We start from the raw sequence: 13018 nt of genomic DNA, 5'->3' as shown, positions 1-13018 counted from the left end.
CGTACCCCCATGCCTATCCGTGACCGATTCGCCCGCGGCGGCCCGTCCCTACCTTTGTGAGCAGCGGGAACGACCCGCCAACGGCCCACCGGCACACGGGAGACGAACCATGACCGAGATCACCACCGCCGCCCTCCAGCAGCTCGCCGAGCGCTACCTGGCGGTCTGGAACGAGACCGACCCGGCTGCCCGCCGCAAACTGATCGACGAGGTGTGGGCCGAGGACGGCCGCTACACCGACCCGCTGGCCGCCGTGGCCGGCCGGGACGCGATCGACGCGCTGATCGGCGCGGCCCAGGCCCAGTTCCCGGGCCTGGAGTTCACCCTCGGCCCGGTGGACGCCCACCACGACATCGCCCGGTTCACCTGGAACCTCGGCCCGGCCGGCGCCGAGCCGGTGGTGATCGGCTTCGACGTGCTGGCGGCCACGCCGACGGGCCGGATCGGCACCGTGCACGGGTTCCTGGACCGCGTGCCGGGCGCCTGAGTCCGGGACGGACGTCCGAACCGGGCGGACGTAACCAGGAAGACGGACGTACGAGCAAGACGGGCGTACGAGCAAGACGAGCGTCCAAGCCAAGCGGATGTCTCAGCAAGACGGACGTACGAGCCAAACGGACGTCCAATCCATACGTACGTCCGTACCAGACGCCCGTCCGAACACCGGACAGGCCGGTTCCAGGGGCGCCGCACCCCCACGGCGGCGCCCCGCCCCCTGAGGGCGGGGCGCCCGAGAGAGGAGAACCCGAGTTGAGCACCGCACTGAAAGCCCCCGCCAAGGCCCCCGGCCCGGCTACCCCCGTTCCGCCCGCTACCCCCGCCGCCCCGGCCGCCCCGGCGGCACCCGCCCCCCGGGGCCTGCTGCCGGTGATCCTGACCGCCACCTTCATGACCGCCCTCGACACCTTCGTCGTCAACGTCGCCGTCCCCTCCGTCCAGGCCGATCTGGGCGCCGGCCCGGCGGTCGTCCAGTGGGTGATGGCCGGGTTCGGCCTGGCCCTCGCCGTCGGGCTGGTCACCGCCGGCCGGCTCGGCGACCGGTACGGCCGGCGCCGGGTGTTCGCGCTCGGTCTGGCCCTGTTCACCCTCGCCTCGGCGGGCTGCGGCCTGGCCCCGACGGCGGCCGCGCTGGTCGGCGCCCGGGTGGCGCAGGGCCTGGCGGCCGCGCTGATGGGCCCGCAGGTGCTGGCGATCCTGCGGACGGCGTTCAGCGGCGCCGCGCAGGCCCGGGCCTTCGCCCGGTACGGACTGACGATGGGCGTCGGCGCGGTGTTCGGCCAGCTGATCGGCGGGCTGCTGATCCGCGCGGACCTTCTCGGCCTGGGCTGGCGCAGCTGCTTCCTGATCAACCTGCCGATCGGCCTGGCCGCGCTGGCCGCCGTCCGGCGCTGCCTGCCGGAGTCGCGGGCGCCGCAGCGGCCGGGCCTGGACCCGGTCGGGGTGCTGCTGGCGACCGTCGGGCTGACCGCCCTGGTGCTGCCGCTGATCCAGGGACCGGGCCTCGGCTGGCCCCTGTGGACGCTGCTCTGCCTCGGCGCGGCGGTCGCCGTACTGGTGGCGTTCGCCGTCCACCAGCACCGCAGTACGGGCCGGGGCACCCCGCTGGTGGACACCCGGCTGTTCCGCGGCCGCGCCTTCGGCACCGGGCTGCTCGCCCAACTGGTCTTCTGGCTCGGCCAGGCCTCGTTCTTCCTGGTGCTCGCCCTGCACCTGCAGCTGGGCCGCAGACTGGACGCGCTCGGCGCCGGGCTGGTGTTCACCGCGATCGGCCTCGGCTACCTGCTGACCTCGAACGCCACCCACCGGGTCACCGCGCGCCTCGGCGAGCCGCGCACGATCACCGTCGGCGGGCTGCTGATGGCCGCCGGGCTGGGCCTGCTCGCGTTCGCCGCCGACGCCGGCGCGGACGGCAGCGTCTGGTGGCTGGCGCCCGGACTGTTCGTGGACGGCCTCGGCATGGGCCTGGTGATCGCGCCGGTCACCACCGTCGCCCTGGCGGCCGTGGAGCCGCAGCTGGCCGGTGCGGCGGCCGGGGCGGTGGCAACCGTGCAGCAGGTCGGCGGCGCCGTCGGTGTCGCGCTGATCGGCCTGGTCTACTACGGCGCCGGCGACCCGACGGCGGCCTTCGTCCGCAGCACGGCGGTGCTGGCGGTGCTGGAGCTGGTGCTGGTGGGCCTGGTCCGGCTGGTGCCGCGCCGTTCGTGAATGCCGCAGGAGCACGACCCGGGAGAACGTCGCGGGGGCACGACCCGGGAGAACGCCCTGGGAGCACCACCCGGGCGGGCCGCCGAGGAGCACGACCCGGGCAGGCCGCCGGAGGAAGCCGGGCGGGCGGGGCGATCCCCGCCCGCCCGTTCCGTTCCGTCCCCCCGATCGGGTTGGATGGTCGGATGAGCGAGGAGAAGAGCACCGTACCGGCGTGGGAGCAGCGGTTCAGGGCGGCCCGGGTGTCACTGCCCGACTGGGCCGAGGACGCCCCCGACCGGGCGCTGTACGTGTCCAACGCGACCGGCACCTACGAGGTCTACGCCTGGGACCGTGCCACCGGCTCCCACCGCCAGGTCACCGACCGGCCGAACGGCACCACCGACGCCGAGCTGTCCCCGGACGGCGCCTGGGTCTGGTGGTTCGACGACCACGACGGTGACGAGTTCGGCGTCTGGCGCCGCCAGCCCTTCGCGGGCGGCCCGGACGAGGAGGCCGTGCCCGGCCTCGCCGCCTCCTACTCGGCCGGCCTGGCGCTGGGCCGCGACGGCACGGTGGTCGTCGGCCGTTCCACCGACGAGGACGGCACCACCCTGCACCTGCGCCGACCGGGCGCGGCCGAGCCGGTCGAGATCTACCGGCACGAGGAGTACGGCGGCGTCGGCGACCTCAGCCACGACGCCACCCTGCTGGCCGTCGACCACACCGAGCACGGCGACGCGATGCACTCCGCCATCCGGGTGGTCCGGCTCACCGGGGACGGGATCGAGACCGTCGCCGAACTGGACGAGGTCACCGGCCGGGACGAGCCGCGCGGCGTCGCCTGCCTGGGCTTCGCCCCGGTCGAGGGCGACACCCGGCTGCTGGTCGCCCACCAGCGCACCGGCCGCTGGGAGCCGATGATCTGGGACGTCGCGACCGGCGCCGAGACCGCCCTCCCGCTCCGCGACGAGCAGGGCCGCGAGCTGCCCGGCGACGTCTCCGCGCAGTGGCGCCCCGGCGCCGGGGCGCTGCTGGTCGAGCACGAGTACGAGGCGCGCAGCGAGCTGTTCACGTACGACCTCGCGGACGGCCGGCTGACCCGCCTGGAGACCCCGCGCGGCACGGTCGGCGGCGCCACCGCCCGCCCGGACGGCACCGTCGAGTACCTGTGGTCCTCGGCCGCCGAGCCCTCCGCCGTCCGCTCCACCGCGGGTGCGGTCGTGCTGCGGGCGCCCGGCCCGGTGCCGCCCGGCTCCGTCCCGGTCGAGGACGTCTGGGTGGACGGTCCCGGCGGGCGGGTGCACGCCCTGGTGCAGCGCCCGCGGACCGGGGGCCCGGGGCCGTACCCGACGGTCTTCGAGGTCCACGGCGGCCCGACCCACCACGACAGCGACTCCTTCGCCGCCGGACCGGCCGCCTGGCTGGACCACGGCTTCGCGGTGGTCCGGGTCAACTACCGCGGCTCGACCGGCTACGGCCAGGCCTGGACGGACGCGCTGCACGAGCGGGTCGGCCTGATCGAGCTGGAGGACATCGCGGCGGTCCGGGAGTGGGCCGTCTCCAGCGGCCTCGCCGACCCGCGGCGACTGGTGCTCACCGGCGGCAGCTGGGGCGGCTACCTGACCCTGCTCGGCCTGGGCGTGCAGCCCGACAGCTGGTCGCTGGGCGTCGCCGCGGTACCGGTCGCGGACTACCACACCGCGTACGCCGACGAGATGGAGGCGCTCAAGTCGCTCGACCGCACCCTCTTCGGCGGCACCCCCGAGGAGGTCCCCGAGCGCTTCACCGCCTCCTCGCCGCTGAGCTACGTCGAGCAGGTGCGGGTGCCGGTGTACATCAGCGCCGGGGTCAACGACCCGCGCTGCCCGATCCAGCAGATCGAGAACTACGTCGAGCGGCTGGAGCAGCTCGACAAGCCGCACGAGGTGTACCGGTACGACGCCGGGCACGGCTCGCTGGTGGTGGAGGAGCGGATCCGGCAGCTGCGGCTGGAGATCGACTTCGTCCGGCGGCACCTCGGGGTCCCCGACGGCGGCAGCGGAGCGGCTGGGTGAGACGTCTGTCGGCGGTCGCGGGGGCGGCGGTGGCCGGGGTGCTGGTGCTGGTGCTGAGCGGCTGCTCGGGCTCGCACGGCGACGAGGTCGCCTGCCCGCCCCCGGCCACGGCCCCGGCTCCGACCACGCCCCCGGCTCCAGCCACGCCCACGGCCTCCGTCGCGCACCCGGCGCCCGCGCCCAGCGGCTCGGCGACCCGGGCGAGCGCGCCGGTGGCCGGGGCGACGGTCCTCCGGGCGTCCTACCAGCCGGGCGCGGAGGAGGACGCGGCCGAGCGCGGCGGATCGCACGGGTCCGGAGGTTCGCACGGCTCCGGCGGGTCCAGCAGCTCCGGCAGCTCCGGCGGTTCGCACGGCTCCAGCAGCTCCGGCGGTTCGAGCGGCACCAGCGGTTCGAAGGGCGGCGGTCGCACCACGCACCACCACATCGACCACTACGGCTCGAACAACGGGTCGGCCGGGCGCGGCCACTGCCGCGGCGGGAGCACGCCGGTGGACGAGGACACGGCGACGCCGTTCGGTAGCGGAGGCAGCTCGTCGACCCCGTCGGGGCCCCCGACCGGCCCCGCAGCACCGATCACACCGACCGGCGCACCGACCGCACCGACGGCACCGACCGCACCGCTCAAGCCGACCCCGGTGCCCACCCCGCCCCCCGGCAGGCCGACCCGCTGACCGGGCGGCTCAGTCCAGGACCGGGTCCAGCCCGAGGGCCCGGTCCTGCTCCGCCTCCGCCTCCCGGCGCACCAGGCGGAACCACATGAAGACCACGAACCCGCCGAAGACGAACCACTCCAGCGTGTAGCCCAGGTTCTGGAAGGCCCGCAGGGTGAGCCCGTCCCCGCCCTGCGGCTGGACGGTCGGTACGGCGGTCAGCCCGGCGGGCACCTGGTCGGCGGAGACCCAGCCGTCGTACCAGCCGTCGTACTCCAGCACGTTCAGCAGCGAGGCCCGGTTGATCATGCCGAGCTGCCCGGTGGGCAGGCCGCCCGCGACCGCGCCGTTGCTGCCGACCGACTCGTTGGCCTGGAGCCGCCCGGTCACCGTCACCGGCCCGGTGGGGGCCGGCCCGACCGCGTGGGCGGCGCCGGACGGGTCGGCGGGCGGGTCGCCGGGCGCCCAGCCCCGCACCACGGCGACGGCGTGTCCGTCGGCGGTGCGCAGCGGGGTCAGCACGTAGTAGCCCTGCTTGCCGTCCAACACCCGGTTGGGGACGAGGAGTTGGTGCTCGGTGTCGTACTCCCCGGAGGCCGTGACGGACTTGCCGACGGTCTCCGTGGTCACCTGCGGGGTGGCCGGGCCGAGCAGCGCGTCGATCGGACGGGCTTCACCCGAAGCGGCGAGCGACTGCTTGGTCTCCTGGTGAGTGGAGACGCGGTCCTCGAACCGGCCGAGCTGCCAGGAGCCCAGCCAGACGCAGACCGCCACGGCCGCCACGGCCAGGGCGGTGCCGCCCAGCCAGCGCGGAGTCAGGAGGAACCGGTACACACCCCCCACGGTAACCACTCCTCACACCGCGCCGGACCACAGGGTCCGCCTCCGCCCACCGGATCGGCCGCAGAACGCCGCGCCGACGACGCCCGCGCCGAGCCCGGGTCCTCCACCACCGACGACCGCGCCGCCCCCGGGTCCTGCACCGCCGCCGCCCGCGCCGAGCCCGGATCCTCCACCGCCGACGCCGCCGCCCCCGGATCAGCCCGCCGCGGGCGTCCCCGAGGGCCGGGCCGCCGACCCGCCGGACGGCTGGACCCCGCCCCGGTAGAGCGTCCCCCCGCACCCGACCGGCAGCGAGGCCGTGGCGACCGCCGGGCTGCCGGGGGCCGGGGTGTGGGCGATGGTCGCGGTGGGCGGGGCGCCGGTCGGGTTGCCGCTCGGGGTGGCGGTGGGGCTCGGCGCCGCGGTGGGCCCGGAGGTGGGCGAGGGGCTGGCCTGCGGGTTGGAGCTCGGCGCCGCCGAGGCGCCGGTGCCGGAGTTCGGGGCCGCGCCGGAGGAGCCGGCGGGGCCCTGAGTGGTCAGGGAGGCCTGGTTGGTGCCGGAGGTCGGTGCGGTGGTGGCGCCGCCGGAGGAGCCGCAGCCCTGGTCCGGGATCCAGGCGAACGGCACCTTGTACCCGGCCTGCGGGGCGAGCAGCGGCGGTTCGGCGTCCATCGCGGGCAGGTTGCCGGCCGGGTCGCCGGGGGTGTGGTCGGCGGAGCGGACCCGGTTGCGGTCGGTGCCGCTGACGTCGGTGACGGCCACCGCGCCCGGCCCGCCGAGGCGGCAGCTGCGGCCGGAGACGTTGTACACCGTGAAGGAGCCGTAGATCCGGCCCTGGGTGTCCGCGGGGCCGACCTGGGCGGTGCCCTGGCCGAGGTCGGCCCGGGTGCAGAGCGGGACGATCCCGCCGTCCCCGGTGCCGGGGGCCCCGGTGGGGGTGGCGGGGCCGGGGCGGGTGGCGTCCGCGCCGGGGCTCGGCGAGGCGCTGCCGGTGCCGGTCGGGGAGGTGCTGCCCGCGCCGCCGGGGCCGGGGCGTACACCCCCGCCGGTGGCGCTGCCGCCGATCGCGCTGCCGGTGGGGGCGGCGAGGGTCGCGCCGCCGGCGTTCGCCGAGCCGGGCCCGCCGGACAGTCCGAGGTGGTCGCCCTCGTGCAGGACGGGCAGCGCGATCGCGACCGCCAGGGCCAGTGCCGCCGCGCCCGTCCAGGCCCCGCGCCGGGCGGCCCGCCGCCGGGGTACGGCCTGGCGGATCCGCGGCAGGGCGCCGACTCCGGGCTGGATCCGGTCCACCGCGTGGTGCATGAGCTCGCGCAGCGCCCGTTCCTCGGCGGAGAAGTCCGGGAGGTGGTCGTCCCCTGGCCGCTGGCGGGCGCCGTCAGCCATGTCCGGCCTCCATCTGGGTCCGGAGGGCGGCGAGTCCGCGTGAGCCGTACGCCTTCACCGAACCGAGCGAGATGCCCAGGGTCTCGGCCACCTGCGCCTCCGTCATGTCCACGAAGTAACGCAGCACCAGAACCTCCCGCTGACGGCGTTGCAGACCCTTCAACGCGGCCTTCAGCTGGTCGCGCTCCAAGGCATCGTAGGCACCTTCTTCTGCACTGGCCATGTCAGGCATCGGCTTGGGCAGCAGTCGCAGGCCGAGGATCCGCCGTCGCAGCGTGGAGCGCGACAGGTTGACCACCGTCTGCCGCAGGTAGGCCAGGGTCTTCTCGGGCTCGCGCACCCTGCGCCGGGCGGCGTGCACCCGGATGAAGGCCTCCTGCACGACGTCCTCACAGGTGGAGAGGTCGTCCAGGAGCAGCGCGGCGAGGCGCAGCAGCGAGCGGTAGTGCGCCTGGTAGGTCTCGGTGAGCAGGTCCTCGCTGGTACCCGCGTCGGTACCCGCGCCGGAGTCCGCCGCACCGGGTGCGGCCGCCGTCATCTGGTCGTCTTCCGGCCTACTCGAAGACCACGGGGAACGCGCCGGAAAGGCCACCACGGCTCTCGCCCCGATGCCCGCCCTTGCCCCCACCATCACGTTCGCCACGCCCGTTGGACACTCGATCCCCTGTCATGGTTGCCCAGCCCGGGGGCCATTCTTCCGCATCGGCGGAAGCGGCCTCCAGGGGATTCCCACGGGATTCCGGACAGATTGTGTCGAGGAGCGGACACAGGTCCGGACGTCCTCGGGCACAAGGGGCCCTCAGAACCGGGCCGATGACGGGTCCTGAGCCTCCCCACCGTCAGTTCGGGCCGCCCTCGCCCCGCCTGGAGCGCCGACTCGGCGACCGCCCTCAGTCCGCCCGGAGCGCGAGCTCGGCGGCCACCAGCTCGGCGATCTGCACCAGGTTGAGCGCGGCCCCCTTGCGCAGGTTGTCGCCGCACAGGAAGAGGTCGAGCGCGTCCGGCTCGTCCAGCGCCCGGCGCACCCGCCCGACCCAGACCGGGTCGGTGCCGACCGCGTCGTTCGGGGTCGGGAACTCCCCGGCCGCCGGGTCGTCGTAGAGGACCACGCCGGGCGTCTCGCGCAGGATGTCCTGGGCGTGCTCCTGGCTGACCTCGCGTTCGAAGCGGGCGTGCACGGCCAGCGCGTGGGTGCGCACCACCGGGATCCGCACGCAGGTCGCGGAGACCTTGAGGGCGGGCAGGCCGAGGACCTTGCGGGCCTCGTCGCGCAGACCCAGCTCCTGGGCGGACCAGCCGCCGTCCTGGAGGCCGCCGGTCCAGGGCACCGCGTTCAGGGCGAGCGGGGCGGCGAACGGCCCCTCGTCGGCGATCACCGCGCGCAGGTCGCCGGTCTGCCGGCCGACCTCGGTGCCGGCCACCAGGGCGGTCTGCTCGCGCAGCGCCGCGGTGCCGGCCCGGCCCTCGCCGCTGGCGGCCTGGTAGGTGGCCACCACCAGCTGCTCCAGCCCGTACTCGGCGTGCAGCGCGCCGACCGCCGTGACCAGCGCCAGCGTGGGGCCGGCCGGACTGGCCACGATCCCGCGCGGACGGATCCGCAGCGCGGCCGCGTTCACCTCGGGGACGACCAGCGGTACGTCCCCGACGGTGCGGAAGGCGGCCGAGTCGTCGACCACCACGACGCCCTTGGCCGCCGCGATCGGCGCCCACTGGGCGGAGACCTCGTCGGGGACGGCGAACACGGCGACGTCGATCCCGGCGAAGGCCTCCTCGGTCAGCGGCACCACCGGGACCGCCGCCCCGCGCACGACCGGCGTACGGCCGGCCGAGCGCGGGGAGGCGACGAGTCGGACCTCGCCCCAGACGTCCTGACGGAGCGAGAGCAGGCCGAGCAGCACCTCGCCGACCGCGCCGGTGGCGCCGACCACGGCGAGGTTGGGACGCCGGGTCACCGCCCGGTGCCCCCGCCCGGCTCCCGGGTCATCGACCGGTGCCGCCGTAGACGACGGCCTCGTCGCTCTCGCTGTCCAGGCCGAAGGCGCTGTGCACGGCGCGGACCGCCTCCGGCACGTCGTCGGCGCGGGTGACCACCGAGATGCGGATCTCCGAGGTGGAGATCAGCTCGATGTTCACGCCCGCGGCCGAGAGCGCCTCGAAGAAGGTCGCGGTGACGCCCGGGTTGGAGCGCATGCCGGCGCCGACCAGCGAGATCTTGCCGATCGCGTCGTCGTAGCGCAGCGACTCGTAACCGATGCCCTCCTTGACCCGGCCGAGCGCGTCGATGGCCTTCTGGCCCTCGGTCTTCGGGAGGGTGAAGGAGATGTCGGTCAGACCGGTCGACGCGGCGGAGACGTTCTGCACCACCATGTCGATGTTGACCTCGGCGTCGGCGATGGCGCGGAAGATGCGCGCCGCCTCGCCCGGCTTGTCGGGCACGCCGACGACGGTGACCTTGGCTTCGGAGGTGTCGTGGGCGACCCCGGAGATGATGGCCTGCTCCATCTCGCCCCCTTCGGGCTTGTTCGGGTTGTCGTTGCTGACGATCGTCCCGGGAAGACCCGAGAAGGACGAGCGTACGTGAATCGGGATGTTGTAGCGCCGCGCGTACTCGACACAGCGGTCGAGCAGGACCTTGGAGCCGGACGAGGCCAGCTCCAGCATGTCCTCGTACGCGATCCAGTCGATCTTGCGCGCCTTCTTCACCACGCGCGGGTCGGCGGTGAACACGCCGTCCACGTCGGTGTAGATCTCGCAGACCTCGGCCTTGAGCGCGGCGGCCAGCGCGACGGCGGTGGTGTCCGAGCCGCCGCGGCCCAGCGTGGTGATGTCCTTGCTGCTCTGGGACACGCCCTGGAAGCCGGCCACGATCGCGATGTTGCCCTGGTCCAGGGCGGTGCGGATGCGACCCGGCGTCACGTCGATGATGCGTGCCTTGTTGTGGACGGAGTCCGTGATGACACCGGCCTGGCTCCCCGTGAAGGACTGGGCCTCGTGCCCCAGGGATTTGATCGCCATGGCCAGCAGCGCCATGGAGATGCGCTCTCCAGCGGTCAGCAGCATGTCGAACTCACGGCCGGCAGGAAGCGGTGACACCTGCTCCGCGAGTTCGATGAGCTCGTCCGTCGTGTCGCCCATCGCGGACACCACGACGACGACCTCATGGCCGGCCTTCTTGGCGTCAACGATTCGGCGGGCAACGCGCTTGATGCCTTCGGCATCCGCAACGGATGAGCCGCCGTACTTCTGCACGACAAGGCCCACGTGCGCTCCTCGACTAGTGTCGTTTTCCGGGGGCTCCAGGCCCCCGTACCCCCCGGGGGAAAGGGGGGTGCGGTCCGCGCCAGTCTACCGAGCAGGGGTGCCCTGACCGGCGCTTTCCATATGATGAGACGGCCGTTTCAGCACGTGGGCGGCGGTTCGGGCGGTGCCACCGGCAGGTCTGCGGGACACCGGGCGCCGTTCCGAAGAATTCCCGGACGAATACCGGGTACCCCGGCCGGATTTCTTTTCCGGGGGGATTGCTGAGGCATTCGTCACAATCGCCGACGGCCGCCGCGATCCCCGGCGGCGGCCTTCGGTTGCGGCCTTCGGTTGCTGCCCTCGGTGCGGCCCTGGGTTGCGGCCCTCGGTTGCGGCCCTCGGTTGCGGCCCTCGGTTGCGGCCGAGGGCCGGCTACCTGCCGCCTACCGGCCGAGGCCGAGCTCGGCCTCCATCAGGTCGCCCGCCTGCTGCTCCAACTGCTCGTCGGTCAGCCCGTCGTCGTCGGTGTCCGCGCCGTCCGGCGCCGCACCGATCGGACTGTCCAGCCGGACGTGGGCGATCAGCGACTGCAGCGCCCGCAGCACCGCCGTGCAGGTCGTGCCCCAGTTGGAGAGGTACGAGAACTGCCACCACCACAGCGCCTCGCTGACCCGGCCCTCGCGGTAGTGGGTCAGGCCGTGCTGGAGCTCGCTGACCACGCCGGCCAGGTCGTCCGAGATCCGGAAGGCGTTCGGCTTCTCCGGCGGACCGTACGGGTCGAAGACCTCGTGGTAGACGTCGATCGGCGCGAGCAGCACGGCGAGGCGCTCGCGCAGCTGCTCGCCGTCCGGCTCCGGCCCGGCGTCGGGCTCGAAGCGGTCCTCGGGGACGACGTCCTCGATCGCGCCCAGCCGGCCGCCGGCCAGCAGCAGCTGCGAGACCTCCAGGAGCAGCAGCGAGACCGCGCTGCCCGGTTCGTCGCCCTTGGCGACCTCGGTGACGGCGAGCACGAAGCTCTCCACCGAGTCGGCGATCTGCACGGCGAAGTCGTCCGGCTCGGAGCCGTGGCCGTGGGTGTGCGGGGCGGTCGCCCCGGCCTCCGGCTGCGGGGAGCCGTGGGGCTGCTGGTTGATCGTCCGGTCAGACATCGAGCAGTCGTCTCCCTTCGAAGGCGCGACCGAGGGTGACCTCGTCCGCGTACTCCAGGTCCCCGCCGACGGGCAGTCCGCTCGCCAGCCGGGTCACCTTCAGGCCCATCGGCTTGCACAGCCGGGCCAGATAGGTGGCGGTCGCCTCCCCCTCCAGGTTGGGGTCGGTGGCCAGGATCAGCTCGGCGACCGTGCCGTCCGCGAGGCGCGCGAGCAGCTCGCGGATGCGCAGGTCGTCCGGGCCGACGCCCTCGATGGGGCTGATCGCGCCGCCCAGCACGTGGTAGCGGCCGCGGAACTCACGGGTGCGCTCGATGGCGACGACGTCCTTGGGCTCCTCGACCACGCAGATGACGCCGAGGTCGCGCCGCGGGTCCAGGCAGACCCGGCACCGCTCGGCCTCCGCGACGTTGCCGCAGACCGCGCAGAACCGGACCTTGTCCTTGACCTCCAGCAGCGCGTGCGCGAGACGGCGCACGTCGACCGGGTCGGACTGCAGCACGTGGAAGGCGATCCGCTGGGCGCTCTTGGGCCCGACGCCGGGCAGCCTGCCCAGTTCGTCGATCAGGTCCTGAACCACGCCCTCGTACAACGTCGCGCCTTCCCTCGGATGGTCCGGTGGTGCTCCTGGTCGGAGGTGCCCCGGTGCCATCATCCAACGAATCGGGCGCCGGACACACCGCCCGACGCCCGACGCCCACAGAAATCACATGGGTCCGCCGTCTGAACTCCAGACCGTCGACCCCCGCGGCGGGGTCCCCGGCCGGGGTTTCCCTAGAACGGCAGGCCGGGGATGCCGCCGCCGCCCAGGCCCTGGGTCAGCGGGCCCATCCGCTCGGCCTGCATCTTCTGGGCCGCCTGGTTGGCGTCCCGCACGGCCGCCAGGACCAGGTCGGCCAGGGTCTCGGTGTCCTCCGGGTCCACGGCCGCCGGGGCGATGGTCAGCGCCACCAGCTCGCCCGAACCCGTCACCGTGGCCTCGACCAGGCCGCCGCCCGCCGTACCGTTCACCTTCGCCTCGGCCAGCTCCTGCTGGGCCTTCGCGAGCTCCTCCTGCATCTTCTGCGCCTGCTTGAGCAGCTGCTGCATGTTGGGCTGACCACCACCGGGGAACACGGCTCACTCCTTGCTGTCACACGGTTCGTCGTACGTCACGGTCGAGCCTACGGGCCCGGGGCGGATGCCGTGGCCCCGCTCCCGGGGAGCGCTCAGTTGCCGCGGTGGTGGATCTCCTCCAGCACCGTGGCCCCCAGCTCGCGGATGATCAGGTCCTGGCCGGAGAACGTCTCCTCGTTGAGGTCCGGGTCGTCCTCCTCCGGGATGTCGTCCTCCGGCCGCACCGACTGCACCGGGCGGGCCGGGGGCGCCGCCACCGGCGGCGGGGCCTGCACCGGCGCGGGAGCCTGCACCTGCGGCCGGGGCGGCGCCTGGACCGGGGCCTGCGCCTGCGGCGGGGCCTGCACCGCGGCAGGCGCCGGGGCGGGAGCCGCCGCCGGCGGGGCGGCGGCCGCCGGACGGGCCGGGGCCCCCC

General features: G+C 74.6%; 12 protein-coding genes and 1 pseudogene. 4 read left to right on the top strand and 9 right to left on the bottom strand.

Annotated elements, in window-relative coordinates; translation table 11 throughout:
• The first annotated feature begins 109 nt into the window (after window positions 1-109).
• The 4 genes from ACFXOZ_RS07310 (at window position 110) to ACFXOZ_RS07295 (ending at window position 4915) form a co-directional block, all read left to right on the top strand.
• Complete coding sequence (locus ACFXOZ_RS07310; RefSeq protein WP_380527182.1) at window positions 110-487, top strand: nuclear transport factor 2 family protein; 378 nt, start codon at window positions 110-112, stop codon at window positions 485-487.
• 263 nt (window positions 488-750) lie between these two features.
• Window positions 751-2205, top strand: coding sequence for a DHA2 family efflux MFS transporter permease subunit (locus ACFXOZ_RS07305; RefSeq protein WP_380588221.1), 1455 nt, complete (start codon window positions 751-753; stop codon window positions 2203-2205).
• A 185-nt stretch (window positions 2206-2390) separates the two neighbouring features.
• Window positions 2391-4241 carry a S9 family peptidase gene (locus ACFXOZ_RS07300; RefSeq protein ID WP_380588218.1) on the top strand — a complete coding sequence of 617 codons (1851 nt, stop codon included), beginning with the start codon at window positions 2391-2393 and terminating at the stop codon, window positions 4239-4241.
• Entirely contained in the window at window positions 4238-4915 is a 678-nt protein-coding gene (locus tag ACFXOZ_RS07295; RefSeq protein WP_380588215.1) for a hypothetical protein, read from the top strand. The genes ACFXOZ_RS07300 and ACFXOZ_RS07295 overlap by 4 nt, the downstream gene beginning before the upstream one ends.
• A 9-nt stretch (window positions 4916-4924) precedes the next feature.
• Here the strand turns inward: ACFXOZ_RS07295 and ACFXOZ_RS07290 are convergent, their stop codons facing one another.
• The 9 genes and pseudogenes from ACFXOZ_RS07290 to ACFXOZ_RS07250 form a co-directional block, all read right to left on the bottom strand.
• On the bottom strand, window positions 4925-5728 hold the full coding sequence (locus ACFXOZ_RS07290) for an SURF1 family protein (protein WP_380588212.1): 804 nt from the start codon (window positions 5726-5728) through the stop codon (window positions 4925-4927).
• Between the two features lie 204 nt (window positions 5729-5932).
• Window positions 5933-7099 (bottom strand): hypothetical protein, encoded by a 1167-nt coding sequence (locus ACFXOZ_RS07285; RefSeq protein ID WP_380532130.1) that lies wholly within the window; start codon window positions 7097-7099, stop codon window positions 5933-5935.
• Window positions 7092-7637, bottom strand: a complete 546-nt coding sequence (locus ACFXOZ_RS07280; protein ID WP_254802531.1) for a SigE family RNA polymerase sigma factor — start codon at window positions 7635-7637, stop codon at window positions 7092-7094. The genes ACFXOZ_RS07285 and ACFXOZ_RS07280 overlap by 8 nt, the downstream gene beginning before the upstream one ends.
• Window positions 7638-7989: 352 nt before the next feature.
• On the bottom strand, window positions 7990-9051 hold the full coding sequence (locus tag ACFXOZ_RS07275; protein ID WP_380588209.1) for an aspartate-semialdehyde dehydrogenase: 1062 nt from the start codon (window positions 9049-9051) through the stop codon (window positions 7990-7992).
• Between the two features lie 28 nt (window positions 9052-9079).
• Window positions 9080-10360 (bottom strand): aspartate kinase, encoded by a 1281-nt coding sequence (locus ACFXOZ_RS07270; RefSeq protein ID WP_375887685.1) that lies wholly within the window; start codon window positions 10358-10360, stop codon window positions 9080-9082.
• A gap of 422 nt (window positions 10361-10782) precedes the next feature.
• Window positions 10783-11487: a DUF5063 domain-containing protein gene (locus tag ACFXOZ_RS07265; RefSeq protein ID WP_375887687.1), complete on the bottom strand. Its 705-nt coding sequence runs from the start codon at window positions 11485-11487 to the stop codon at window positions 10783-10785.
• Window positions 11480-12079 (bottom strand): recombination mediator RecR, encoded by a 600-nt coding sequence (recR, locus tag ACFXOZ_RS07260; protein WP_375887690.1) that lies wholly within the window; start codon window positions 12077-12079, stop codon window positions 11480-11482. The genes ACFXOZ_RS07265 and recR overlap by 8 nt, the downstream gene beginning before the upstream one ends.
• A 182-nt stretch (window positions 12080-12261) precedes the next feature.
• Window positions 12262-12603: a YbaB/EbfC family nucleoid-associated protein gene (locus ACFXOZ_RS07255; protein WP_360227091.1), complete on the bottom strand. Its 342-nt coding sequence runs from the start codon at window positions 12601-12603 to the stop codon at window positions 12262-12264.
• A 92-nt stretch (window positions 12604-12695) separates the two neighbouring features.
• Window positions 12696-13018, bottom strand: a pseudogene (locus tag ACFXOZ_RS07250) (DNA polymerase III subunit gamma and tau); the annotation flags it as partial.

Source organism: Kitasatospora sp. NPDC059160 (assembly GCF_042755465.1).
GTDB lineage: Bacteria > Actinomycetota > Actinomycetes > Streptomycetales > Streptomycetaceae > Kitasatospora.
This window is presented reverse-complemented; position numbering and strand designations above follow the sequence as displayed.